This is a genomic window from Paracoccus sp. M683 (assembly GCF_007096355.1).
Taxonomy (GTDB): Bacteria; Pseudomonadota; Alphaproteobacteria; order Rhodobacterales; family Rhodobacteraceae; genus Paracoccus.
The window spans coordinates 630,108-654,376 of record NZ_VKDF01000001.1 but is presented as its reverse complement, the minus strand read 5'-3'; the positions used below and the strand labels follow the sequence as shown (position 1 = coordinate 654,376).

The following is a 24,269-nucleotide window of genomic DNA, read 5'->3' as shown; positions in this document are numbered from 1 at the left end:
GGGGTGCGGGGGCAGCGCCCCCGCGACGTTCGCGCCAGGCCCGAACCATTGGCGCGGCGCCTCAACCTTCATGGCGGGCGCGACAAATTTCCAACAACGCCCGCCTTTTGCCGCCGGTGGCCGGGGCGAACCCGCTGGACTGACGCGGATTTGATCGCTAGAACGGCCCGGCAAACGGCTGCTATCCGCGCGGCCCGCACTGTCGTACCGGCCAAGCATAAGGCCCGAATTGGAGAAAAACCCGTGTCCAACGTAGATGATCACGCAGGCACCCGGAGGGACTTCCTCTATTATGCCACGGCGGGCGCCGGCACCATCGCCGCCGGTGCTGCTGGCTGGACCCTTGTGAACCAGATGAACCCCTCGGCTGATGTGCAGGCATTGTCCTCGATCCAGGTCGATATCAGCGGGGTGCAGCCCGGTTCGCAGCTGACGGTCAAATGGCTGGGAAAGCCCGTGTTCATCCGCCGCCGCACGCCCGAGGAAATCGAGGCAGCGCGCGCCGTCGACCTGAACGACCTGATCGACCAGAGCGCCGAGAATGCCAACAAGCCGGGCGAGCCGGCCACCGACGAAAACCGCAGCATGGACGAGGCCGGTGAATGGCTGGTTCAGATCGGCGTCTGCACCCATCTGGGCTGCGTGCCCATCGGTGACGGCGCGGGCGATTTCGGCGGCTGGTTCTGCCCCTGCCACGGCAGCCACTATGACACGTCGGGCCGTATCCGTCGCGGTCCCGCGCCGCAGAACCTGCATATTCCCGTTGCCGCATTCGTCAACGAAACCACCATCAAACTGGGCTGAGGGGGCACAACATGGCCGGAATTCCGCACGACCATTACGAGCCCAAATCGGGCTTTGAAAAGTGGCTGCATCGCCGCTTGCCGGTTGTCAGCGTCGTCTATGACACGCTGATGATCCCGACGCCGAAAAACCTAAACTGGTGGTGGATCTGGGGTATCGTCCTGGCTTTCTGCCTGGCGCTTCAGATCGTGACCGGCATCGTCCTGGCCATGCATTACACGCCGCAGGTCGACATGGCATTTGCCAGCGTCGAACATATCATGCGCAACGTTAACGGCGGCTATATGCTGCGTTACCTGCATGCCAACGGCGCTTCGCTGTTCTTCCTGGCCGTCTATATCCACATCTTCCGCGGCCTCTATTACGGCAGCTACAAAGCCCCGCGCGAGGTCACCTGGATCGTCGGCATGCTGATCTATCTGGCGATGATGGCCACGGCGTTCATGGGCTATGTGCTGCCCTGGGGTCAGATGTCCTTCTGGGGCGCCACCGTGATCACCGGCCTGTTCGGCGCGATCCCCGGCATCGGCGAATCGATCCAGACCTGGCTGCTGGGCGGGCCGGCCGTCGACAACGCGACGCTGAACCGCTTCTTCAGCCTGCATTACCTGCTGCCCTTCATCATCGCGGCGCTGGTGATCGTCCATATCTGGGCCTTCCACACCACCGGCAACAACAACCCGACCGGCATCGAGGTGCGCCGCGCCTCGAAAGAAGAGGCCGAGAAAGACACGCTGCCCTTCTGGCCCTATTTCGTGATCAAGGACCTGTTCGCGCTGGCCGTGATTCTGGTCGTGTTCTTTGCCGTGGTCGGCTTCATGCCGAACTATCTGGGCCACCCCGATAACTATGTCGAGGCGAACCCGCTGGTGACACCGCCCCATATCGTGCCGGAATGGTACTTCCTGCCCTTCTACGCCATCCTGCGCGCCTTCACCTCGGATGTCTGGGTGGTGATGCTGGTCGAATGGCTCAGCTTCGGCATCATCGACGCCAAGTTCTTCGGCGTGCTTGCGATGTTCGGCGCGATCCTGGTCATGGCGCTGGTGCCCTGGCTGGATACCAGCCGCGTGCGTTCGGGCCGGTTCCGGCCGCAGTTCAAGTGGTGGTACTGGCTGCTGGCCATCGACTTTGTCGTGCTGATGTGGGTTGGTGCCATGCCGGCCGAGGGGATCTATCCCTATATCGCGCTGGCCGGTTCGGCCTATTGGTTCGGCTATTTCCTGGTCATCCTGCCGCTTCTGGGCGTGATCGAGAAGCCCGAGCCGATGCCCTCGACCATCGAAGAAGACTTTAACGACCGCTACCGGGCCAACGCCCAGGCCGCCGAGTAAGGAGAGCCGAAAATGACCCTGAGAACCAAGACGCTCTCGGCTGTTTCGGCCCTGCTTGTCGGCACTGCGGGCCTGGCCTTTGCGCAGGACACGCAGACCGAGCAGCAAGTCCTGACCGCGCCGGCCGATACCGCGACCGAATCAGAGGCGACGGCTGAACCCGCCGCCGAGGCGCCGGCCGGGACCGAGGAAGCAGCGCAAGAACCCGCAGCCGCAGAAGCGCCGGCCGAGGAAGCCGTTGCCGAGCCGGCGGCGGAACCCGCCGCAGAAGCGGCCGTGACCGAGGAGCCGGCGGCGGACGAGACTGCGGCCGAGGAAGCGCCGGCTGATGAGCCGGCTGCCACTGAACCGGCCGCCGAGCAGGCTGTCACCGAAGAAACCCCGGCGGAAGAACCTGCCGCCGAGGAACCTGCCGCCGAGGAGCCCGCTGAAGCGGAGGCCGAAGCCCCCGCCGAGGAGCCCGCTGAAGCGGAGGCGCCGGCTGCTGTCGAGACCGAGGCAGAGGCCGAAGAAGGTGCAGCCGAGGCAGAGGCCGCCGTTGAAACGGAAGAGACCCAAGCCGAAGCCGAGGGCGAAGGCGAAGGCGGCGGTCATATCGAGGATATTGCCTTCAGCTTCGAGGGACCGTTCGGCAAATACGACCAGTTCCAGCTTCAGCGCGGCCTTCAGGTCTATACCGAGGTCTGCGCAGCCTGCCATGGCATGAAGCAGGTTGCGATTCGCACGCTGCATGACGAAGGCGGCCCCGGCCTGCCTGAGGATCAGGTGCGGGCCTATGCTGCGAACCTGACCGGCATCATCGACGAGGAAACCGGCGAGGAACGTCCCCGCGTGCCGACCGACCATTTCCCGACCGTGTCGGGTGACGGCATGGGCCCGGACCTGTCGCTGATGGCCAAGGCGCGCGCCGGCTTCCACGGTCCTTATGGCACCGGCATCAGCCAGCTGATCAACGGCATCGGTGGCCCGGAATATATCCACGCGATCCTGACCAGCTATACCGGCGAGGATATCGAGCAGGCCGGCACCGTGCTTTATGAAAACGGCGCTTTCGCAGGTGGCTATATCGGCATGCCGGCACCGCTGTCGGACGAGCTGGTGACTTATGAGGACGGGACGCCGGCAACGGTCGACCAGATGGCCCGCGATGTCTCGGCCTTCCTGATGTGGACGGCCGAGCCGAAGATGAGCGCACGAAAGCAGGTAGGTCTGGTGTCGGTCCTGTTCCTGATCGTGCTGTCGGGTCTGCTATATTACACCAACAAGCGGCTTTGGGCGCCCCACAAGGGTAAACACTAAGCCTGGGGTGACCGGCCCTTATGTGACCTTTCAGACGCGCCTCCTTTGCGGGGCGCGTTTGCATTTGCGGAAGGCTTGGTTAACAACTGGGCGTGACCATCTGAAGGCGATGCCATGACCATCTGGAACCTCGGCTCGATCAATATCGACTACACCTATCGGCTGCCGCACATGCCGCAACCGGGTGAAACCCTGTCCGCCAGCGAGTTCCGCAAGGGCATGGGGGGCAAGGGCTCGAATCAGTCTCTGGCGGCGGCGCGGGCAGGGGCGCAGGTGGTGCATCTGGGCGCGGCGGCGCGGGCGGATGACTGGGTCGTGGGGCGGCTGACGGCCTCGGGGGTGGATACAACCCATATCGTCCGCCACCACGATCAGGCGACCGGCCATGCGATCATCCTGCTGGATGTGTCGGGTGAAAATTCGATCGTCATTCACGGCGGCGCCAACCGGACGTTGCAACAGGATCAGTTCAAATCCGCCATCGCCCGCATGAAAGGGGGGGATTTCCTGTTGATGCAGAACGAGACCAACCTGCAATCCGAGATGGCGCAACTGGCCGCGCGCCGGGGTGTTCGCGTCGTCTATTCCGCCGCGCCCTTTGATGTTGCGGCGCTGCGTGCGGTGCTGCCCCATGTGGCCATCATCGCCCTGAACGAGGGCGAGGCCGCGCAGATGTGTGATGCCTTCGGCGATGACCTGCCGGTCGAGGGGCTGCTGATCACGCGCGGCGCCAGGGGCGCCGAGTATCGCGACCTGCGCGGCGGTCGGCAATTCGAGGTTCCGGCCTTTCAGGTTGATGCCGTGGACACGACCGGCGCGGGCGATTGTTTCGCCGGCTATTTCGTCGCCGGGCTGGACCGGAACGAGGATATTCCCGTGGCGCTGCGCCGTGCAGCGGCTGCGGCGGCGCTGAAGGTCACCCGGACAGGTGCCGGCGATGCGATTCCGAAACTGGAGGAAGTAGAAAAATTCATGGCGGCCCAGGTATGATATTCACCCTTGAAACCCCGACCCTGCCGCTGGATGGCCAGGATTTTCCGGTCCGTCGCATCTTCTGCATCGGCCGCAACTATGCCGACCACGCTGCCGAGATGGGCAATGAGGTGGATCGCGAAAAGCCGTTCTTCTTCACCAAATCCGCCCATGCGCTGACCACGCCGGGCGATGTTCCCTATCCGCCCGGCACGGCCGATCTGCATCACGAGGTCGAACTGGTTCTGGCCATCGGCGCCGAGTTGTCGGGTGCCACCCCTGATCAGGCTGCGGCGGCAATCATCGGTCGTGCAGTCGGCATCGACATGACCCGCCGCGATCTGCAAGCCGAGGCCAAGGACAAACGCCGCCCCTGGGACGCCGCCAAGGATTTCGACTTTTCGGCGGTGATCGCGCCGCTGTCATCCGCCCCGGCTGGTCCGGGCATTCGCCTGTCGGTGAATGGCGCGGTCCGGCAGGATGGCCGTCTGGACCAGATGATTTTTTCCGAGGCCGAGATCGTGGCCTTCCTGTCGACCCTCTATCGCCTTATGCCCGGCGACCTGGTTATGACCGGCACCCCCGCCGGCGTCAGCGCCCTGATGCGAGGCGACCAGATCGAGGCCTCAATCGACGGCCTGCCCCCACTATCAGCCCGGATCACGTAGGGTGCGTGCTCGCACGCACCTTGACCCCCTCTGTCAACCGATCCGCCCGCGCACCCCGCCCGTCTGCGCCCGGTCCATCAGCAGATGGTCCAGAATCACACAGGCGGCCATCGCCTCGGCCACCGGCACCGCGCGAATGCCGACACAAGGGTCGTGGCGCCCCTTGGTGATCAGGTCGATCTCTTCGCCGCGCGAATTGATCGACCGGCGCGGCGTGGTGATCGAACTGGTCGGCTTCACCGAAAAGCGCACCACGATATCCTGCCCGCTGGAAATCCCGCCCAGAATCCCGCCCGCATGGTTCGACAGGAAATATGGCCCGTCATTGCCCATGCGGATCTCATCTGCATTGCCGGTGCCGGTCAGGGCCGCCGCCGCCATGCCCTCGCCGATCTCGACGCCTTTTACTGCGTTGATCGACATCATCGCGGCGGCAAGGTCGGTGTCCAGCTTGGCATAGATCGGGGCGCCAAGGCCGGGCGGGCAGCCCTCGATCAGTACCTCGACGGCGGCGCCGACGCTGTTCTGATCCTTGCGGATACCGTCCAGATAGTCCGACCAGGCATCCGCCGCCGTCGCATCGGGCAGGAAGAACGGGTTTTCGCCGATGGCCGAGCGGTCAAAGCGGTCGCGGTCCAGATGCATCGCGCCCATCTGCACCATATAGCCGGTGATCCGCAGGTCGGGCAGCATCTGCCGCAGCACCGCCAGCGCCACGCCGCCCGCAGCCACCCGCGCCGCCGTCTCGCGCGCGGATGAGCGCCCGCCACCGCGATAATCCCTGACGCCGTATTTCTGGTGATAGGTGATATCGGCATGGCCGGGGCGAAAGCTTTGCGCGATCTCGCCATAGTCCTTGCTGCGCTGGTCGGTGTTTTCGATCATCAGCTGGATCGGCGTGCCGGTCGTCAGCCCCTCGAACACGCCCGAGAGGATGCGCACCTGATCGGCTTCGCGCCGCTGCGTGGTGTGCTTGCTGGTGCCCGGACGGCGGCGGTCCAGGAATTGCTGGATGAACGCCTCGTCCAGAGGCACGCCCGGCGGGGTGCCGTCCACCGTCGCGCCAAGCGCAGGGCCGTGGCTTTCGCCCCAGGTGGTAAAGCGGTATTCGCGGCCGAAGGTGTTATAGCTCATGCTTGCTCTCCGCTCATCGCTTTCAATTCATAGATCAGGTCCAGCGCCTCGCGCGGGGTCAGGCTGTCGGGATGCACGTCTTTCATGCGGGCGTCCAGCGGGCTTTCTTTGGCGCGGGCGGGCGCGGGGGCTGCGGGTGCGGCGCGGAACAGCGGCAGATCGTCGATCAGCGCGGCAGGGCGGGCTGCGCCCTCGCGCTCGCCCGATTCCAGCGCGTTCAGCACCTCGCGGGCGCGGTCCACGACCGAGGCCGGCAGCCCGGCCAGCCGCGCGACCTGCACGCCATAGCTGCGATCGGCGGCGCCCTTGCGGACCTCGTGCAGGAAGATCACCTCGCCCTCCCATTCGCGCACGGCGACGGTGGCGTTCTCGACGCCTTCAAGGCGGGCGGTCAGGGCGGTCATCTCGTGGTAATGGGTCGCGAACAACGCGCGGCAGCGGTTGGTGGCGTGCAGATGCTCCATCACTGCCCATGCGATGGAAAGGCCGTCCCATGTCGCCGTGCCGCGCCCGATTTCATCGAGGATCACCAGCGCATGATCATCGGCCTGATTGAGGATCGCGGCGGTTTCGACCATCTCGACCATGAAGGTCGACCGCCCCCGCGCCAGATCATCGGCGGCGCCGACGCGGCTGAACAGCTGGCTGACCATGCCGATATGGGCGGCGCGGGCGGGCACGAAGGCCCCGGCCTGCGCCAGCACGGCGATCAGCGCATTCTGGCGCAGAAAGGTCGATTTACCGGCCATGTTGGGCCCGGTCAGCAGCCAGATTGCAGGCGTTTCGCCCGAGGTCAGGTCGCAATCATTGGCGACAAAGCTTTCCGCCTTGCGCTTCAACGCGCGTTCCACGACCGGGTGGCGGCCGCCGTCGATGACAAAGGCGCGGCTGGCATCGACACGGGGGCGGGTCCAGCCCTCGCCCGTGGCAAGGTCCGCAAAAGCGGCGGCAAGGTCGATCTCGGCCAGCGCGCGGGCGGCGTGCCCGATCTGCGCCGCCTGCGCCAGAATGGCAGAGCGGAGGCGGTCGAAGATGCCGCGCTCGATCTCCAGGGCGCGGTCGCGGGCGTTCAGGATGCGGGTTTCCAGTTCCGACAGCGGCACGGTGGTAAAGCGGATCTGGTTCGCGGTGGTCTGGCGGTGGATGAAGGTTTCGTTCAGCGGTGGGGCCAGCATGCGTTCGGCATGTGTGGTGGTGGTCTCGATGAAATAGCCCAGCACGTTGTTATGCTTGATCTTCAGGCTGTTGACGCCCGCCAGCGCGATATAATCGGCCTGCATCCCGGCGATGACCCCGCGCCCCTCGTCACGCAGGCGGCGGGTTTCGTCGAGGTCGTCGTCATAATCCGGCGCGACGAAACCGCCATCGCGGGCCAACAAGGGCGGCTCGGCCACCAGCGCCTGATCCAGAAGGTCGATCAGCGCGTCATGGCCGGTCAGGTCGCCCGCCGCATCGCGCAGGACCGGCGCGGCATCATCCGGCAGGCGGGCAGCAATCGCGCCGCCTTGCGTCAGCCCGGCGCGGATCGCGGCCAGATCGCGGGGGCCGCCCCGGTCCAGCGCCAGCCGCGACAAAGCGCGGTCCATGTCGGGCGCGCGGGACAGGGCGTCACGCAGATCGGCGGCAAGGCGTGTATCATCGGCCAGCATCTGAACCGCGTCATGGCGGGCATGGATAAGGTCGAGATCGCGGCTTGGCGCGCTGATCCGGCGTTCCAGCAGCCGCGCGCCCGCCGCCGTTACCGTGCGGTCGATGGCGTTCAGCAGCGATCCCTCGCGCCCGCCCGACAGCGCCTGCGTCAGTTCCAGATTGCGCCGGGTCGCGCCGTCGATCTGCATCGCCCCGCCCGCGCGTTCGCGCACCGGCGGGCGCAGCAGCGGCAGTTTGCCCTTCTGCGTCATCTCCAGATAATCGACGATGGCGCCCATGGCTGACAGTTCCGCCCGGCCAAAGGCGCCGAACCCATCCAGCGTTTCCACGCCATAAAGCGCCGCCAGCCGCCGCGCCCCCGCCGCGCTGTCAAAGGCGCTGGCGTGAAGGTCGGTCAGCGCAGCGCCCGCATCCGCCGCCAGATCGTCCAGTGCGGCGCCGTCAGCCGCCAGCAATTCACGCGGGGCCAGCCGCGCCAGTTCCGGCGCAAGGCGCGGCAGCGGGCATTCCATCACCTGAAACGCGCCGGTCGAGATATCGACCCATGCCAGCGCAGACTCCTCGCGGACGGTGGCAAAGGCGGCGAGGAAGTTGTGGCGCCGTGCCTCCAGCAGCGATTCCTCGGTCAGGGTGCCGGGGGTGACAAGGCGCACCACGTCGCGGGCGACCACGGACTTGCTGCCGCGTTTCTTGGCCTCGGCGGGGTCTTCCATCTGCTCGGCGATGGCCACGCGAAAGCCCTTGCGGATCAGGGTCAGCAGATAACCCTCGGCGGCGTGGACCGGGACGCCGCACATCGGGATCGGCTGCCCCTCATGCGTGCCACGTTTGGTCAGGGCGATGTCCAGCGCGGCCGCGGCGGCGATCGCGTCGTCAAAGAACATCTCGTAGAAATCACCCATGCGATAGAACAGCAGCGCGCCGGGATTGGCGTCCCGGATCGCCAGATATTGCGCCATCATCGGGGTGGGCTGGTCGGTCATGCCTGTCTTTCGCCAGTGGTTTGGGCGTTTCTAACGGCTTGCGCGCGGCTGTGGAACCGCTAGATTTACCGGCACCTCGGGGTGCCCATGTTGGGCTGAGACGCGAATGCGGACCCGTTGAACCTGATCCGGCTAACCCCGGCGGAGGGAAGGTTGCGCGATCCTTCTTTTCGAAACCCAGACGAAAAGGATTCCGCGATGAAACGTCTGATCCCCGTACTGGCCCTGCTGGCCAGCCCCGCAATGGCCCAGGACAAGCCCGTCCTGACCGTCTATGCCGGCGACTATATCACCAGCGAATGGGGCCCCGGCCCAAAGATCGAGGAAGGATTCGAGGCGATCTGCGCCTGCGATCTGAAATTCGTGACCGGCGACGTCCTGCCCCGCATCCTGATGGAGGGCGAGGGAACGCAGGCCGATGTGGTCTTTGGCCTGAACACCGACGTGACTGCGCGGGCGCGGGCATCCGGCCTGTTCGCACCGCATGGCCAGGATACCTCTGACATGTCGCTGCCGGTCGAATGGACGGATCCGATTTTCCTGCCATATAACTGGGGCGAGACGGCTTTTATCTATGACGAGACCCGTACGCCGAACCCACCGAAAACCTTTGCCGAGTTGCTGGACGCGCCGGATGACCTGAAGATCGTCATTCAGGACCCGCGGGCCTCGATCTCGGGCCTCGCGCTGCTGCTTTGGGTAAAGGCGGTCTATGGCGACAAGGCGCCCGAGGCCTGGGCCAAGCTGGCGCCCAAGGTGCTGACCGTGACGAAAGGCTGGTCGGAAAGCTATGGCATGTTCACCGAGGGCGAGGCCGATATGGTCCTGTCCTATACCACCTCGCCCGCCTATCATATCGAGGCCGAAAAGGACCTGACCAAGAAGGCGATGATCTTCCCCGAGGGTCATTATTTCATGGCCGAATTGACCGCGCAGCTGAAGGGCACCGATCAGCCGGAACTGGCGCAGAAATTCATGGATTGGGTGCTGACGCCCGATTTTCAAAGCGTGATCCCGCTGGCCAACTGGTCGCTGCCCGCCAAGCTGCCGCAGGATCAATGGCCGCCGGTCATGCGCGATCTGCCGCGCCCCGAAAAGACCCTGTTCTATACCGAGGACGAGGCCGAGGCCCTGCGCCAGCCCGCGCTGGACGAATGGCTGGCGGCGTTCTCGCAGTAAGGCCAGGCGCCCGGTCAGGTTGGGGCGGGGCGGCCACGGCTGCCCTGCTGGCCGCGCTGATCCTTGGCACCCTGGCCGCCGTTGCGGTTTACGCGGGCGGTCTGTCGGGGCTGGGGCCCTGGGACTGGCGCGCGGTCTGGTTCACCATCTGGCAGGCCGCGCTGTCGGCCAGCCTGTCGGCGGCGCTGGCAGTGCCGGTGGCCAAGGCCCTGGCACGGCGGGATTTTCCGGGCCGTGCGGTGCTGGTCACGCTGCTGGGCGCGCCCTTCATCCTGCCGGTGATCGTGGCGATCATGGGGCTGGTTTCGGTCTTTGGCCGAAACGGGGTGATCAACGGGGCGCTGACCGCCTTGGGCCTGCCCGAGATCAGCATCTATGGCTGGCAGGGGGTGATCCTTGCGCATGTGTTCTTCAACCTGCCGCTGTCGGTGCGGCTGATCCTGCAAGGCTGGCAGGCGATCCCGGCAGAGCGTTTCCGGCTGGCGGAAAGTCTGGGATTTGCGCCCGGTGACATTGCCCGGCATCTGGAACGCCCGATGCTGCGTGCGGTGCTGCCGGGCGTCTGGCTGGCGGTGTTTCTGGTCTGCCTGACCAGTTTTGCCGTCGCACTGGCGCTTGGCGGCGGGCCAAAGGCCACAACCGTGGAACTGGCGATCTATCAGGCGTTCCGTTTTGATTTCGACATGGGCCGGGCGGCAACCTTGGGGCTGGTGCAGGTGGGACTGTGTCTTGCGGCGATGGCGATTGCCTCGCGCGTGACCATTCCTTCGGCCTTTGGCGCGGGGATGGATGGCGCGGTGGCCCTGCGTGGGCCGGGAGGCTGGCGGCGCGTCGGCGATGCGGCTGCGATCCTGCTGGCGGCGGGGTTCCTGCTGTGGCCGATGCTCAGCGTCATTGTCGCCGGGCTGCCGAGGATTGCGGGGCTTGAGGCCTCGGTCTGGGATGCGGCGATGCGTTCTGTGGTGATGGCGCTGGTCTCGGCTTTTGCGGCGCTGGTGCTGGGGCTGGTGCTGGCCTTGGCCATCGCGCGCGGCGCGGGGCGTTGGGTCGAGGCGGCGGGGATGCTGCCGCTGATCGCCTCGCCCCTGGTGCTGGGGACGGGGCTTTACCTGATCCTGCGCATCTGGGTGACGCCGCAGCAGATCGCGCTGCCGGTGACGGTGGCGATCAATGCGATCATGGCGCTGCCCTTTGTGCTGCGGGCGTTGATCCCGGCGGCGCGGGCGATGCAGGATGATTTCGGGCGGCTGGCCGCATCGCTGGACCTCAATGGGTGGCCGCTGTTGCGCTATCTGGTGCTGCCGCGACTGGCGCGGCCCCTGGGCTTTGCGGGCGGGCTGGCTGCGGCGCTGGCCATGGGCGATCTTGGGGTGATCACGCTGTTTGCGTCCGATCAGCCGACCTTGCCGCTGAAGCTGTATCAGTTGATGAATGCCTATCGGATGGGCGATGCGGCCGCCTGCGCGGTCTTGCTGATGGCGATCAGCTTTGCGCTGTTCTGGGTGTTCGACAAAGGGGGCCGGCTGCGTGCTTGAGTTCTGCGATATCCATGTCATCCAGGGTGATTTTCACCTGACCGCCGATTTCGCCGTTCTGGCGGGCAGGCGCGTGGCGGTGATCGGGCCATCGGGATCGGGGAAATCGACGCTGCTGTCGCTGGTTTCGGGCTTTCTGCGGCCTGACCGGGGCCAGATTCGGTGGGAGGGGCGCGACCTTGCGCCTCTGTCGCCGGGGCAGAGGCCGGTTTCGGTGCTGTTTCAGGACCAGAACCTGTTCCCGCATCTAAGCGTGGCGCAGAATATCGGCCTTGGGCTGCGACCCGACCTGCGGCTGTCATCCGATCAGCGTGACCAGGTCACGCATGCCTTGGCCCGCGTTGGCCTGGCGGACATGGGCGACCGCCGTCCCGCGCAGCTGTCGGGCGGTCAGCAAAGCCGCGTGGCGCTGGCCCGTGTGCTGCTGCGAGCGCGGCCGATCCTGCTGCTGGACGAGCCCTTCAGCGCGCTTGGCCCGGCGCTGAAGGACGAAATGCTGGACCTGCTGGCGGAAATCACCGGGCAGACCGGCGCGACCGTTCTGATGGTCACGCATGATCCCGATGATGCGCGCCGCTTCGCACCCGATACCATCGTCATCCACGATGGCCGGGCGGACCCGCCGACCGCGACCGGCCCCTTGCTGGATAATCCGCCGCCGGGCCTGCGCGCCTATCTGGGTGGCTGAACCGGGATATTGCGCGGCGCGACAAGTTGCGACTATCCTTCAAGTTGAACGAGGGGACAGGTATGAAGCGTTTGCTGATAACCGGCGCGGCCGGCGGTTTGGGTCAGATGCTGCGTGGCCGTCTGGGGCATCTGGCGGAAACCCTGCGCCTTTCCGATGTTGTTCCGCTTCAACCCAACGGCCCGACCGACGAGGTGATGGTCTGCGACCTGGCCGATGAGGCAGCCGTTTTCGACGTCGTTGCCGGTTGTGACGGCATCGTGCATCTGGGCGGGGTCTCGGTCGAGCGTGGTTTTGACGTGATCGACGCGGCCAATCTGCGCGGGATCTATAACCTGTACGAGGCCGCGCGGGCGAATGGCCAGCCGCGCATCATCTTCGCCAGCTCCAACCACACGATCGGCTTTTATCCGCAGGATCGCCGCCTTGGCGCCGATGATCCTGTCAGGCCCGACGGGCTGTATGGGGTGTCCAAGGTCTTTGGCGAGGCCATGGCACGGATGTATTACGAGAAATTCGGCCAGGAAACCGCGATCATCCGCATCGGGTCCTGCACGCCGGAACCGACGAACTGGCGGATGCTGTCAACCTGGCTTAGCCATGATGACCTGGTCTCGCTGATCGAGACTGCGTTCCGCGCGCCCCGGCTGGGTTGCCCGATCATCTGGGGCGCTTCGGCCAATGATGCCGGCTGGTGGGACAATTCCGCCAGCAGCTATCTGGGCTGGGTGCCGCGCGACAATGCGGCCGATCATCTGGATCGAATCGCCGCCACGGTGCCGCGCCCGGCGCCCGATGATCCTGTCATACGCTATCAGGGCGGCAGCTTCGCCGCCGAGCCGATTCATCGAAATCCAATTTTTAAGCCAGACGATCCGATCTGACGGACTATAACCGCATCCAGTTCAAGTTTCTGGAAACAAACAGATTTGTGAACCTGCCGCCATGAATTTCCCGGCGGATGGGGCGTTTTCCAGGCCGTGCCAAAAAAATGGTATACCAAAACGACAAGATGACATAAAACGACCGGACAACAGAGGAGGAGGACCGCAATGAAACTGAAAACCATCCTGATCGGCGGTGCGGCCATGACGGCGCTGGCGCTGCCGGCTGCCGCCGAAACACTGCGCATCCAGACCCATTACGCGCCCGAGACGACCTCGGGCAAACTGGCCCAGGAATTTGTCGAACAGGTGGCGGCGGATTCGAATGGCGATCTGACCATCGAGATGTTCTATTCCTCGGCGGTCGTGAAAACGGTCGAGACCTTTGATGCCGCCGCCAATGGCATCCTGGACTGCGACATGACCGGCGGCGCCTATCAGACCGGCAAGAACCCCGCCTTTCAGTTCGTCGGCGACATCATGGGCGGCTATGACGTGCCGCAGCAGCAATACGACTGGCTGAAACAGCCCGGCAACATGGATCTGGTGCAGGCGCTTTACAATCAATACGGCATGCAGTTCATCGGCTGGTGGATGTATGGCCAGGAATCGCTGGCCTCGACCAAGCCGCTGGACGGCATCGGCGCGCTGAAGGATTTCAAGTTCCGCTCGCCTCCGGGAATGGAAACCGAAATCTTCGCCAAGCTGGGTTCCAGCCCCGTGGTGATGGATTTCACCGAAGTGTTCACCGCGCTGGAAACCGGCATCATCGACGGCGCCGATGCATCAAGCCTGGCCAATAACAAGGGCATGGGCCTGTATGATGTCGCCAAGAATGCGACCTATCCGGGCTTTCACTCGATGCCGGCCGATCACCTGGCCTGCAACAAGACGAAATGGGACAGCCTGACCGACGAACAGCGCGCCGTGGTGCAAAAGGCGATGGAGGATCTGGGGGCGAAATCGGCCCAGACCCATGCCGATGCGAACGAGGTCGCGCTGGCCGAACTGACCGAAGCCGGCGTCAATGTCTCGGCCTGGTCGGACGAGGATCGCGCCGCCTTCCGCGAGGCCGCGCAGGCCACCTGGCTGGAATGGGCCGCCAAGACGCCCGAGGCGAAGTCGCTGGTCGACAGCCACATCGCCTATATGACGGAAATTGGTCTGATTTCCGAATAAGCCCGCCGATGGGCGCGGCCCCGCAACCGGGGCCGCGTGCATTCCAGCCCGCCGACCAGCCCGCTGAAAGGACATGCCCATGCAACCGCCGCTGCGATTTGTTCGAGACATGCTTTGGCCCCTGATCTTCACGGGCGCGATGATGTGGGTGATCTGGTATTTCCCGCGCTTAATCGTTGCGATGGGAAAGGCCAATGACAACCTGATGTCGAAATATCAGGCGGCCGGCATCCTGGATTATCTGATCGCGCTGATCGCGCTGGTGGCACTGGTCATGGGCGTCGCCACGGCCCGGCCAACCAAGGGCGAGATCGAGCTGCGCAGCCAGTTCGACAAATTCGCCCTGTTCGCGGCGCGGGTGACGATGCTGCTGCTCAGCGGGACGGTCGGCGTGATGTTCTTCGAGGTCGTGGCGCGGTATGTCTTTGAAAAACCGACGCTTTGGGCGAATGAAAGTTCGCTTTGGCTGGCCGGGTTCATCTATCTGCTGTCGGGGCTTTACGCCATGCAGCAGCGGTCCCATATCGCGATCTTTCTGGTCTATGACCTGATGCCGCGCTGGTTGCAGCGGGCCTGCGATGTCTTGTCGACCTCGCTGATCTGCGGTTTTGCGCTGGCGATCCTGTGGGGCGGCTGGACCGAGGCGTCACAGAAATTCATGCGCTGGGAAACCTTTGGCACGGCCTTTGATCCGCCCTTGCCGGCGACGATGAAGATGATGGTGATCTTTGCCACGCTGGCCGTCGCCGCGCAGGCCGTGGCCAACCTGATCGCAGACTGGTCGCGCGGCCCCGAAAGCCACGGCATCGTGGACGAGGGCGAAGTGGGCGAGATGATCGAGGCCGCCCAGCACCAGTTTGACCAATCCAAGAGGGCCTGACGCATGGATATCTCGACCATTTCGATCATCCTGCTGGCGGCGCTGTTCTTTCTGCTGATCATCGGCATGCCGCTGGGCCTGGCCTCGGGCGTGCTGGGCGTCGCCGTGCTGTTCATGAAATTCGGCCCCGATGTGCTGCTGTCCAGCTTTGGCAGCGGACCTTTGAACATCATCGGCCAGCGGATCTATGGCATCCTGACCGACTATGTCCTGATATCGGTGCCGTTATTCATCCTGATGGCGAACTTGCTGGAACGCTCGGGGATCGCGGCCGAGATGTATAATTCGCTGAATGTCTGGCTGAAGCGGACGCGCGGCGGCATTGCGATGGTCACCTCGATCATGGCGGTGATCATGGCCGCGATGTCGGGCATCATCGGCGGCGAGGTGGTGCTGCTGGGTCTGATCGCGCTGCCGCAGATGCTGCGGCTGGGCTATAACCGCAATCTGGCGATCGGGACGATCTGCGCCTCGGGGTCGCTGGGAACGATGATCCCGCCCTCGATCGTGCTGATCATGTATGGCATGATCACCGAAACCTCGATCAAGGCGCTGTTCACGGCCAGCTTTTTGCCGGGCTTTGTGCTGGCCAGCTTTTACCTGATCTATATTTTCGTCCGGGTGCGGCTGCATCCCGAGGATGCGCCACTGCCCCCGGAAGAGCCGGGCGAGCCCGTCGGCTGGGAAAAGGCGGCGCTGTTTGGCACCTTCCTGCTGACGCTGCTGGCCGGGGCGACCTCGGTTCTGACGCTGCGGGCGGCGTTCTTCACCATCACCGGCCGCAATGCCCCGGTGGCGGGCGTCGATCCGATCCTGTTGGGGACGCCGTCGCATGTCTGGTGGCTGGGCGGCATCGCCATCGCCTCGATCGCCTGTATCTGGTTCGTCTGCGGGCGTGACCGGCTGCGCACAAGCTGGCAGATGGGCAAGGGGATGGTGGCACCGCTGATCGTCATCGGCGTGGTTCTGGGGTCGATCTATGGCGGCGTTACCGGCATCACCGAGGCCGCCGGCATGGGCACCATCGCCGTTGCCGTCATCGCCACCCTGCGCGGCGAGATGTCCTTTGATCTGCTGTCTGAATCGCTGAAGCGCACGCTGAAGGCCACCGGCACGATCCTGTGGGTCACCATCGGCGCCACGGCGCTGGCGGGCGCCTATACCATCATCGGCGGGCCAAGCTATATCGCCAATACGATCATCGGGGCGGAACTTCCGACCATGCTGATCATCCTGGTAATGATGCTGATCTTCCTGGTCCTGGGGATGTTCATGGACTGGGTCGGCATCGTGCTGCTGGTCATTCCGGTGTTTCTGCCGATCATCAGCCAGCTTCCGATCGAGGAAATCGGCATGCTCGGCCAGTTGTCGCCCGAGCATCTGGCGATCTGGTTCGGCGTGGTCTTCTGCATGAACATGCAGGTCAGCTTCCTGTCACCGCCCTTCGGCCCGGCCGCCTTCTATCTGAAATCGGTCGCCCCGCCCGACATCTCGCTGACCGATATCTTCAAAGGGTTCCTGCCCTTCATCTGCCTTCAGCTGCTGGCCCTGTCCATCCCGCTGATCTGGCCGAATATCGTGACACTTTTCCTGTGAGCAGACCCAATGACACGCATCGTCATCCTTGATCCGGCCGACAATGTCGGCACCGTCACCGGCGCACTGGCCAAGGGCGAGCAGGGCGCCAACATGGCCATCCCGCGCGGCCACAAGATCGCGCTGGCCGATATTCCGCAGGGGGCAGAGGTGACGAAATACGCCCAGATCATCGGTTGGGCGTCAGAGGACATCGCCAAGGGCGACCATGTTCATGACCACAATGTCGCTTTTCGCAACATCAGTCATGAACATGTCTTTGGCGTGAACCTGCGCTCGGCTGCGGCACCTGCCCGTGCCGATACCTTCATGGGCTATCGTCGCGCGAATGGCCGGGTGGGGACGCGGAACTATATCGCCATCCTGACCTCGGTGAACTGTTCGGCGACGGCGGCGCGACAGATCGCGGCGCATTTCACCCCCGACAAGCTGGCCGATTACCCGAATGTCGACGGTGTCACGGCCTTTGTCCATGGCACCGGCTGCGGCATGGCCGGGTCCGGCGACGGGTTCGAGGCGCTTCAGCGCGTCATGTGGGGCTATGCCCGCAACCCGAATGTCGGCGCGGTGCTGATGGCGGGGCTTGGCTGCGAGATGAACCAGATCGACTGGCTGATCGAGGCCTATGGCCTGACCCCCGGCCCGCTGTTTCAGACGATGAACATTCAGGATGTGGGGGGCTTGCGCAAGACCATCGAACTGGGCGTGAAGAAGGTTCAGGCGATGCTGCCGCTGGTGAATGCGGCAGAGCGGACGGAATGCCCGGCCAGCGAGCTGATGGTGGCCCTGCAATGCGGCGGCTCCGACGCCTGGTCGGGGATCACCGCCAACCCGGCGCTTGGCTATGCCTGCGACCTGTTGGCCGGGCAAGGCGCCACCGGCGTTCTGGCCGAAACGCCCGAGATCTATGGCGCCGAACACCTGCTGACCCGCCGCGCCGCCAGCCCGGAAGTGGGCGAGAAACTGCTGTCCCTGATCACCTGGTGGGAGGATTACACCGCCCGCAACAAGGGTAGCATGGATAACAACCCCAGCCCCGGCAACAAGAAGGGCGGGCTGACCACGATCCTGGAAAAGTCACTGGGCGCTGCGGCCAAGGGTGGCACCACGCCGCTGAACGGCGTCTATAAATATGCCGAACCGGTAACGGCACGCGGTTTTACCTTCATGGACAGCCCCGGCTATGATCCGGCCTCGGTGACGGGGCAGATCGCCTCGGGCTGCAATCTGGTGGCCTTTACCACCGGGCGCGGCTCGGCCTTCGGGTCCAAGCCCTCGCCCTCGATCAAGATCGCCACGAACAGCGAGATGTATGGCCGGATGACCGAGGATATGGACGTGAATGCAGGCCGCATCCTGACCGGCGAGGCGACGGTGGAACAGGTCGGCCGCGAGATTTACGAATTGCTGCTGCGCATCGCATCGGGTGAGAAATCGAAATCCGAAGCGCAGGGTCTGGGCGATTACGAATTCGTCCCCTGGCAGATCGGCGCGGTGATGTAGCCCGCCTATGCCGACCAGTGCCGAACTGCTAGCCCGGCGATTTCGCAATGCCGGTGACGGGTCCGACCGGCTTGCCGGGATCGCGACCTTTACCTGCGCGGTGATGCTGTTTGCGGTGGTCGACACCTCGGCCAAATGGCTGATGATGGCGGGGCTGCCGGCCTTGTCGGTGGCCTTCATGCGCTATTTCGGGGCGCTGGCGGTGATGCTGGCCACGGCCCTGCCGCGCGAGGGGCTGGCGGCGTTCCGGTCGGTGAATCCCCGCCTGCAATTCATGCGCTCGGTCTGTCTGATGCTGTCGACGGTGCTGAATTTCATCGCGCTCAGCTATCTGTCGCTGTCTGTCGTGGTGTCGATCATGTTCGCCGGCCCGGTGATGACCACGCTGCTGGCCGTGCCGCTGCTGGGCGAGAAGATCACGCCGAAACGGCTGGCTGCCGTGCTGTTGGGCTTTGCCGGGGTGCTGGTGGTGATGCAGCCCTGGGGGGCGGCGTTCGAACCGGCGATGCTGATCTCGGTCACGGCGATGCTGGCGACCTCCAGCTATTTCATCCTGACCCGGCGGCTGGCGCACGAGACCCAGACCACCCAGCAACTGTGGAGCAGCGCGGTCGCCACCACCGTGCTGCTGCCGCTGGTGGTGACGCGATGGGTTTGGCCCGAGGGCGCGGTGGAATGGGCGGTGTTCCTGCTGATCGGGCCGGTCGCGCTGGCGGCGCATATGCTGGTCGTGGCGGCGCATCGGCTGGCGCCGGCATCGGTTCTGGCGCCGGTGATCTATCTGCAACTGATCTTTGTCAGCATCACCGGCTATGTGATCTTTGGCTCGGTGCCGGGGCTGTCGGTGGTGTTCGGCGGCGCGATCATCATCGCCGCCGGCCTGTGGCTGCGCCAGATCGACCGCGCGGCGGTCCGGCGCGGCGGTTAGGCGGGGGGCGGATCGTCAGCCTTTGGCGGCTTTCGCCTCGTTGCGGAAATGCGCCTCGATATTGGCCAGCATGCCATTCATGTGGTTGTCGATATGGCGGCGGATCGCCGCCTCGTCGCGATCGGCAAGGGCCTGAACCATGCCGGCATGATCGCCAAGCGTGCGGTTGGCATCGTCGCGCCGCCGTGCCGACATGAAGCGGATGCGCCACAGACGTTGCAGATATTCGCGATGGGTGCGGGTCAGCGCGGCATTATGGCTGGCCGCGACGATGGCCGAATGCATCGCCATGTCCATGTCAAAGACATCGACCTTGTCGGCGGTGTAATAGTCGGTCTCGACCTGCCGGGCCAAGTCGCGGACATGGGTGATTTCCGCGTCCGAGGCCTTTTGGCAGGCCAGTTCCCCCGACATCAGTTCCAGCATGCGCAGAACGGCGATCTCGTCGCGGACCTCGTTCAGGTCGGGGGCGGCGACGATGGGGCTGCGCAATGGGCGCAGCGTGACCAGACCTTCCTTGGCCAGGATACGCACTGCCTCGCGCAGCGGCGTGCGGCTGATGCCAAGCCGGTCGGCATTGTCGCGTTCCTTGATCTGGGCACCGGCGGGAAGGATGCCCGTCAGGATCTCACGTCGCAGCCGGTCGGCGATTGCCGCCGGAATGGTGCGGTCGGCATCCTCTTGATCTGACGTGGTCCCGGTCATCGCAATCCCTTTGGCATCCGGTCAGTTGACCGGCGTATGCGGCCTGTCCCCGTCCAGTCCCGCGCGCAGGTTCCGTCGCTGCAAGGCGCCCATCGCCGCACGCGTCTCGACCGTGGCCGAGCCGATATGGGGCAGCGGGAACAGGTTGTCCAGCTTGGCCAGCCGCGGATCAACCGCCGGTTCGCCCTGAAACACGTCCAGCGCGGCGGCGCGGATGGTGCCGTTTTCCAGTGCGGCTATCAGGGCCGCTTCGTCGATGACGGTGCCGCGCGCGATATTGACGATCACACCGTCGGGGCCAAGCGCGGCCAGCACATCGGCATTCACATAGTTCTGGGTCTCGGTCCCGCCGACGATGGCGATGACGATGTCATCCACGGCGCGGGCCAGATCGACCGGATCGGCGTGATAGGTCCAGCCGGGCGTGTCCTTGGGGCTGCGCGACTGATAGTGGATCTCGGATTTGAAGGCGGCCAGCCGGTCGGCGATTTCGCGGCCGATGCGGCCCATGCCCAGGATGCCGATCTTGCGGCCCGACATCTTGCGGCCAAGCGGCAGATCGCCCTTTGCGGCCCAGTCACCATTGCGCACGGTGCGGGCGGCGGCTTCGAACCCGCGCACCTGCGCGATCAGCATGCCCACCGCCAGATCCGCCACATCGTCGTTCAACACATCGGGCGTATTGGTCACGGTAATGCCGCGCGCCGTTGCGGCCGCCACGTCGATCGCGTCATAACCGACGCCGAAATTGGCAATCAGCCGCAGGTTCGGCAGCCGGTCCATCTGCGCCCCGCCAAAGGGGGCGTGCCCTTTATAGGCGGCTGCGCGGACGGCTGCGCGCTGATCCTCGCTCAGGCTGTCCAGCCCGTCCCAACCCGCGATGAACAGCGCGTCGAAATCCTGGCGCAGGGCCTGTGCGTCGATATCGGTATATTGGCCGATGGCCAGCGTGTCGGTCATTTGTCCCCCTTAAACCGAGGCGGTGATGCCGCCATCCACAAAGATCGTCGTGCCGTTCACAAAGCTGGATGCCTGCGACGACAGAAAGATTGCCGCGCCGATCAGCTCGGGCAATTGGCCCCAACGCCCGGCTGGCGTGCGTTTGGTCAGCCAGTCGGTAAAGGCCGGATCGGCAACCAGCGCAGCATTCAGCGGCGTGTCGAAATAGCCCGGCGCGATGGCATTGCAGTTCAGCCCGTATTTCGCCCAATCCGTCGCCATGCCCTTGGTCAGGTTCGCGACCGCGCCCTTGGTCGCCGTATAGGGCGCGATGCCGGGCCGGGCCAGCGCCGTCTGGACGCTGGCGATATTCACGATCTTGCCCGCCCGCCGCGCAATCATGTGACGCGCGACCGGCTGCGCCACGTTGAAAACGCTGGCGATATTGGTCTGCAACAGGCGCTGAAAGGCGTCCTCGGGGAAATCCTCCAGCGGCGCGCGGTGCTGCATGCCGGCATTGTTGATCAGGATGTCGATGGCGCCGTGATCGGCCTCGTACCCGTCGACGGCGGCGCGGGCCGCCGCATGATCGGTTACGTCAAAGGCCAGAATGCTGGTGCTGTAGCCATCGGCGCGCAAGCCGTCTGCCGCTGCCTCCAGCTTGCCCGGATCGCGCCCGTTCAGCACGATTTCGGCCCCGGCAGCCGCCAGCCCCTGTGCCAGCGCAAGGCCGATGCCCTGCGACGATCCGGTGATCAGGGCGCGTTTGCCCGTCAGGTCGAACAGCGACAGGCTCATCCTAGCCACGTCCGATAAAGGGCATCTTGGTCGCCATGACCGTCAGGAACTGGATATTCGTCCCCTCGGGCTGGGTGGCCATATACATCACCGCCTCGGCGACGCGCTGCACGTCCATCACCGCTTCGACCTTGGTGGATCCGTCGGCCTGTGTCGCGCCCGTCGTCATGCGTTCCGCCATCGAGGTCAGCGCATTGCCGATATCGACCTGCCCGCAGGCAATGTCATAGGGCCGCCCGTCCAGAGAGATCGACCGCGTCATCCCCGTCACGGCATGTTTGCTGGCGGTATAGGCGATGGAACCGGGCCGGGGCACATGCGCGGAAATCGAGCCATTGTTGATGATCCGCCCGCCCTGAGGGTCCTGGCTGCGCATCACCCGGAACGCCGCGCGGGCGGCGTTGAACATGCCGTTCAGGTTCACGTCGATGACCATGCGGAAATCGTCGGGGTTGATCTCGTCCGGGGTGGCGGCGGGGATATTGGTGCCGGCATTGTTGAACAGCACATCCACCCGGCCCCATTGCCCGATCATCAGATCGAACGCCGCATCCACGGCATCGGCCTGGGTCACGTCGCAGGGCAGGACCAGCGCATTGGGATTGCCGCCAGCGGCCTCGCGCAGCTGATCCTCGCGCCGCCCGATCAGGCCCACGCGCCAGCCGTTTTGCAGGAAATGCTCGGCGGTCACGCGGCCAATGCCGCTGCTGGCGCCGGTGATGATGATGGTTTTCGGATCGGCCATGTTCGTCCCCCTTTGGTGCCCCTGTCAGTGATTGTCGCGCGGCAGGTTTTTGGCAACCCGGTGATAGGCGGTGGCCAGTTCCAGACATCCGCCATCGGCCAGTTGGCCCACATGCTTGCGATAGATTTCCTGCCATGGCGTCTGGTTGACCAGTTCCGGCGCGCGCCATGCGTCGCGGCGGCCCTGCCATTCGGCCTCATCGACCAGCGCATTCATCGTACGCGCGTTCAGGTCAAGCCGCACCATGTCGCCGGTTTCCAGCAGGGCAAGCCCCCCGCCCACCACCGATTCCGGGCTGGCATTCAGGATCGAGGGGCTTTCGGATGTGCCCGATTGCCGCCCGTCGCCCACCGTCGGCATATGGGCGATACCCTGTTTGATCAGCGCATCTGGCGGCTGCATGTTCACCACTTCGGCGCTGCCGGGATAGCCGACGCAACCCACATTGCGGATGAACAGGATGCAGTTTTCGTCGATGTTCAACGAGGGGTCGTTGATGCGGTCGTGGTAGTCCTCGGGGCCTTCGAAGACGATGGCGCGGGCATCCAGCACGCCCTCAGCGCCGGGTCGCGACAGGAAGCGGCTGCGGAAATCGGCCGAGATCACGCTGGTTTTCATCAGCGCACTGTCGAACAGATTGCCCGACAGCACAAGGAAGCCGGCATTGGGGCGCATGGGTTCGGCCACGGTGCGGATCACGTCCAGATCCTCGCTGGCCCAGCCCGTCAGGTTCTGGCCCATGGTCTTGCCGGTCGCGGTCATCACACCTTCGCGGATCAGCCCGGCCTTGACCAGTTCACCCATCACGGCGGGCACGCCTCCGGCGCGAAAGAAGCTTTCGCCCAGATATTGCCCGGCAGGCTGCATGTTCAGCAGCAAGGGCGCCTCGAAACCGATGGTTTCCCAATCCTTCACGTTCAGTTCCACCCCGGCATGGCGGGCGATGGCCTGCAAATGCGGCGGGGCGTTGGTTGACCCGCCAATCGCGGCGTTGACCACGATGGCATTTTCGAACGCCTCGCGGGTCAGGATGTCGGATGGCTTCAGATCGTCCAGCACCATCTGCACGATGCGCTTGCCGGTCTCGTAAGCCATGTTCATGCGTTCGCGGAAGGGCGCGGGAATGGCGGAATTGCCGGTCAGCGACATGCCAAGCGCCTCGGCCATGGCGTTCATCGTGCTGGCGGTGCCCATGGTGTTGCAATGGCCCAGGCTGGGCGCGCTGGCGCAGACCCGGCTGATGAATTCGTCATAGTCGATCTTGCCCTCGGCCAGCAGGCGGCGGCTTTCCCAGACGATGGTGCCCGACCCGGCGCGCTTGCCCTTCCACCAGCCGTCCAGCATCGGTCCGCCATTCAGCGCGATGGCCGGGATGTCGACCGTGGCGGCACCCATCAGCATGGCCGGCGTGGTCTTGTCACAGCCGGTCGTCAGCACCACGCCGTCGATGGGATAGCCGTGCAGCACCTCGACCAGCGACAGGTAGGCAAGATTGCGATCCAGCGCCGCCGTAGGGCGCTTGCCGGTTTCCTGGATCGGGTGGACCGGAAATTCCATCGGAATGCCGCCGCCGTCGCGGATGCCAGCCTTGATGCGATCCATCAGAAAGACGTGGATCTTGTTGCAGGGGGCAATATCGCTGCCGGTTTGGGCGATGCCGATCACCGGACGCTCGGATTGCAGTTCCTCGCGCGTGTATTCCTGATTCTGATACCGCTCCAGATACAGGGCGGTCATGCCGGGGTTGTTCGGGTTGTCGAACCATTCCTGGCTGCGAAAACGCTTATTGGCGCGTGTGTCCGACATGAGTTCCTCCACCATCAGGCGATTTACCGGGCCTTTCAATTTTGGTATACCATTCTTGCG

General features: G+C 64.7%; 20 protein-coding genes, 1 pseudogene and 1 riboswitch. Of the genes and pseudogenes, 14 read left to right on the top strand and 7 right to left on the bottom strand.

All coding sequences use genetic code 11. From position 1 onward, the window contains the following. Nucleotides 1–243: 243 nt before the first annotated feature. The 5 genes and pseudogenes from petA to FNJ84_RS02985 all read left to right on the top strand — a co-directional run bounded on the left by petA (nucleotide 244) and on the right by FNJ84_RS02985 (nucleotide 5,077). Entirely contained in the window at nucleotides 244–804 is a 561-nt protein-coding gene (gene petA / locus FNJ84_RS03005; protein ID WP_143791418.1) for a ubiquinol-cytochrome c reductase iron-sulfur subunit, read from the top strand. Between the two features lie 11 nt (nucleotides 805–815). Continuing rightward, on the top strand, nucleotides 816–2,138 hold the full coding sequence (gene petB / locus FNJ84_RS03000) for a cytochrome b (protein ID WP_143791417.1): 1,323 nt from the start codon (nucleotides 816–818) through the stop codon (nucleotides 2,136–2,138). Nucleotides 2,139–2,720: 582 nt separating this feature from the next. Then, nucleotides 2,721–3,437, top strand: a pseudogene (locus FNJ84_RS22305) (cytochrome c1); the annotation flags it as partial. 114 nt (nucleotides 3,438–3,551) lie between these two features. Then, nucleotides 3,552–4,427 (top strand): ribokinase, encoded by an 876-nt coding sequence (locus FNJ84_RS02990; RefSeq protein WP_143791415.1) that lies wholly within the window; start codon nucleotides 3,552–3,554, stop codon nucleotides 4,425–4,427. After that, complete coding sequence (locus tag FNJ84_RS02985; protein ID WP_143791414.1) at nucleotides 4,424–5,077, top strand: fumarylacetoacetate hydrolase family protein; 654 nt, start codon at nucleotides 4,424–4,426, stop codon at nucleotides 5,075–5,077. Before FNJ84_RS02990 ends, FNJ84_RS02985 begins: the two co-directional genes overlap by 4 nt. A gap of 33 nt (nucleotides 5,078–5,110) precedes the next feature. Here the strand turns inward: FNJ84_RS02985 and aroC are convergent, their stop codons facing one another. Both aroC and mutS read right to left on the bottom strand, forming a co-directional pair. Continuing rightward, entirely contained in the window at nucleotides 5,111–6,211 is a 1,101-nt protein-coding gene (gene aroC / locus FNJ84_RS02980; RefSeq protein WP_143791413.1) for a chorismate synthase, read from the bottom strand. Further along, a complete protein-coding gene (gene mutS, locus FNJ84_RS02975) occupies nucleotides 6,208–8,844 on the bottom strand; it encodes a DNA mismatch repair protein MutS (RefSeq protein WP_143791412.1) in 2,637 nt (878 codons plus the stop codon). The genes aroC and mutS overlap by 4 nt, the downstream gene beginning before the upstream one ends. Before the next feature lie 67 nt (nucleotides 8,845–8,911). Next, nucleotides 8,912–9,011, top strand: a riboswitch (TPP riboswitch). A 31-nt stretch (nucleotides 9,012–9,042) separates the two neighbouring features. Here mutS and FNJ84_RS02970 point away from each other — a divergent pair. The 9 genes from FNJ84_RS02970 to FNJ84_RS02930 all read left to right on the top strand — a co-directional run bounded on the left by FNJ84_RS02970 (nucleotide 9,043) and on the right by FNJ84_RS02930 (nucleotide 19,216). Further along, the gene (locus FNJ84_RS02970) at nucleotides 9,043–10,023 is read left to right on the top strand and encodes a thiamine ABC transporter substrate binding subunit (RefSeq protein ID WP_143791411.1); all 981 of its coding nucleotides are present in this window, start codon (nucleotides 9,043–9,045) and stop codon (nucleotides 10,021–10,023) included. Beyond that, nucleotides 9,999–11,558, top strand: a complete 1,560-nt coding sequence (locus FNJ84_RS02965; protein ID WP_143791410.1) for an ABC transporter permease subunit — start codon at nucleotides 9,999–10,001, stop codon at nucleotides 11,556–11,558. The genes FNJ84_RS02970 and FNJ84_RS02965 overlap by 25 nt, the downstream gene beginning before the upstream one ends. Then, entirely contained in the window at nucleotides 11,551–12,246 is a 696-nt protein-coding gene (locus tag FNJ84_RS02960; protein WP_143791409.1) for an ATP-binding cassette domain-containing protein, read from the top strand. Before FNJ84_RS02965 ends, FNJ84_RS02960 begins: the two co-directional genes overlap by 8 nt. Nucleotides 12,247–12,308: 62 nt before the next feature. Further along, nucleotides 12,309–13,130 carry an NAD(P)-dependent oxidoreductase gene (locus tag FNJ84_RS02955; protein WP_143791408.1) on the top strand — a complete coding sequence of 274 codons (822 nt, stop codon included), beginning with the start codon at nucleotides 12,309–12,311 and terminating at the stop codon, nucleotides 13,128–13,130. A 168-nt stretch (nucleotides 13,131–13,298) separates the two neighbouring features. After that, a complete protein-coding gene (locus FNJ84_RS02950; RefSeq protein ID WP_143791407.1) occupies nucleotides 13,299–14,309 on the top strand; it encodes a TRAP transporter substrate-binding protein in 1,011 nt (336 codons plus the stop codon). A gap of 109 nt (nucleotides 14,310–14,418) precedes the next feature. Continuing rightward, entirely contained in the window at nucleotides 14,419–15,189 is a 771-nt protein-coding gene (locus FNJ84_RS02945; protein WP_185968397.1) for a TRAP transporter small permease subunit, read from the top strand. Between the two features lie 3 nt (nucleotides 15,190–15,192). After that, nucleotides 15,193–16,785 (top strand): TRAP transporter large permease subunit, encoded by a 1,593-nt coding sequence (locus tag FNJ84_RS02940; RefSeq protein ID WP_143791405.1) that lies wholly within the window; start codon nucleotides 15,193–15,195, stop codon nucleotides 16,783–16,785. Nucleotides 16,786–16,794: 9 nt separating this feature from the next. After that, nucleotides 16,795–18,288: a UxaA family hydrolase gene (locus tag FNJ84_RS02935; protein WP_143791404.1), complete on the top strand. Its 1,494-nt coding sequence runs from the start codon at nucleotides 16,795–16,797 to the stop codon at nucleotides 18,286–18,288. Between the two features lie 7 nt (nucleotides 18,289–18,295). Then, nucleotides 18,296–19,216, top strand: a complete 921-nt coding sequence (locus FNJ84_RS02930) for a DMT family transporter (RefSeq protein WP_143791403.1) — start codon at nucleotides 18,296–18,298, stop codon at nucleotides 19,214–19,216. Between the two features lie 15 nt (nucleotides 19,217–19,231). On the opposite strand, the gene FNJ84_RS02925 is transcribed toward FNJ84_RS02930, so the two are convergent. The 5 genes from FNJ84_RS02925 to FNJ84_RS02905 are packed head-to-tail and all read right to left on the bottom strand — an operon-like array spanning nucleotide 19,232 to nucleotide 24,209. Then, on the bottom strand, nucleotides 19,232–19,921 hold the full coding sequence (locus tag FNJ84_RS02925; protein ID WP_143791402.1) for a GntR family transcriptional regulator: 690 nt from the start codon (nucleotides 19,919–19,921) through the stop codon (nucleotides 19,232–19,234). A gap of 21 nt (nucleotides 19,922–19,942) precedes the next feature. After that, nucleotides 19,943–20,881: a 2-hydroxyacid dehydrogenase gene (locus FNJ84_RS02920; RefSeq protein WP_143791401.1), complete on the bottom strand. Its 939-nt coding sequence runs from the start codon at nucleotides 20,879–20,881 to the stop codon at nucleotides 19,943–19,945. 9 nt (nucleotides 20,882–20,890) lie between these two features. Beyond that, complete coding sequence (locus FNJ84_RS02915) at nucleotides 20,891–21,658, bottom strand: SDR family oxidoreductase (protein ID WP_143791400.1); 768 nt, start codon at nucleotides 21,656–21,658, stop codon at nucleotides 20,891–20,893. 1 nt (nucleotide 21,659) lies between these two features. Next, entirely contained in the window at nucleotides 21,660–22,403 is a 744-nt protein-coding gene (locus tag FNJ84_RS02910) for an SDR family oxidoreductase (RefSeq protein ID WP_143791399.1), read from the bottom strand. 24 nt (nucleotides 22,404–22,427) lie between these two features. After that, nucleotides 22,428–24,209, bottom strand: a complete 1,782-nt coding sequence (locus FNJ84_RS02905) for an IlvD/Edd family dehydratase (protein ID WP_143791398.1) — start codon at nucleotides 24,207–24,209, stop codon at nucleotides 22,428–22,430. Between the last annotated feature and the right edge of the window lie 60 nt (nucleotides 24,210–24,269).

Bases quoted from the DNA above. Each gene is read 5' to 3' on its own strand.
- FNJ84_RS02905 (WP_143791398.1), bottom strand. From the start codon at position 24,209: ATGTCGGACACACGCGCCAATAAGCGTTTTCGCAGCCAGGAATGGTTC.
- FNJ84_RS02940 (WP_143791405.1), top strand. From the start codon at position 15,193: ATGGATATCTCGACCATTTCGATCATCCTGCTGGCGGCGCTGTTCTTT.
- petB (WP_143791417.1), top strand. From the start codon at position 816: ATGGCCGGAATTCCGCACGACCATTACGAGCCCAAATCGGGCTTTGAA.
- mutS (WP_143791412.1), bottom strand. From the start codon at position 8,844: ATGACCGACCAGCCCACCCCGATGATGGCGCAATATCTGGCGATCCGG.
- FNJ84_RS02985 (WP_143791414.1), top strand. From the start codon at position 4,424: ATGATATTCACCCTTGAAACCCCGACCCTGCCGCTGGATGGCCAGGAT.
- FNJ84_RS02935 (WP_143791404.1), top strand. From the start codon at position 16,795: ATGACACGCATCGTCATCCTTGATCCGGCCGACAATGTCGGCACCGTC.
- FNJ84_RS02965 (WP_143791410.1), top strand. From the start codon at position 9,999: ATGGCTGGCGGCGTTCTCGCAGTAAGGCCAGGCGCCCGGTCAGGTTGG.
- FNJ84_RS02950 (WP_143791407.1), top strand. From the start codon at position 13,299: ATGAAACTGAAAACCATCCTGATCGGCGGTGCGGCCATGACGGCGCTG.
- aroC (WP_143791413.1), bottom strand. From the start codon at position 6,211: ATGAGCTATAACACCTTCGGCCGCGAATACCGCTTTACCACCTGGGGC.
- FNJ84_RS02955 (WP_143791408.1), top strand. From the start codon at position 12,309: ATGAAGCGTTTGCTGATAACCGGCGCGGCCGGCGGTTTGGGTCAGATG.
- FNJ84_RS02945 (WP_185968397.1), top strand. From the start codon at position 14,419: ATGCTTTGGCCCCTGATCTTCACGGGCGCGATGATGTGGGTGATCTGG.
- FNJ84_RS02925 (WP_143791402.1), bottom strand. From the start codon at position 19,921: ATGACCGGGACCACGTCAGATCAAGAGGATGCCGACCGCACCATTCCG.
- FNJ84_RS02915 (WP_143791400.1), bottom strand. From the start codon at position 21,658: ATGAGCCTGTCGCTGTTCGACCTGACGGGCAAACGCGCCCTGATCACC.
- FNJ84_RS02970 (WP_143791411.1), top strand. From the start codon at position 9,043: ATGAAACGTCTGATCCCCGTACTGGCCCTGCTGGCCAGCCCCGCAATG.
- FNJ84_RS02930 (WP_143791403.1), top strand. From the start codon at position 18,296: ATGCCGACCAGTGCCGAACTGCTAGCCCGGCGATTTCGCAATGCCGGT.
- FNJ84_RS02990 (WP_143791415.1), top strand. From the start codon at position 3,552: ATGACCATCTGGAACCTCGGCTCGATCAATATCGACTACACCTATCGG.
- FNJ84_RS02920 (WP_143791401.1), bottom strand. From the start codon at position 20,881: ATGACCGACACGCTGGCCATCGGCCAATATACCGATATCGACGCACAG.
- FNJ84_RS02910 (WP_143791399.1), bottom strand. From the start codon at position 22,403: ATGGCCGATCCGAAAACCATCATCATCACCGGCGCCAGCAGCGGCATT.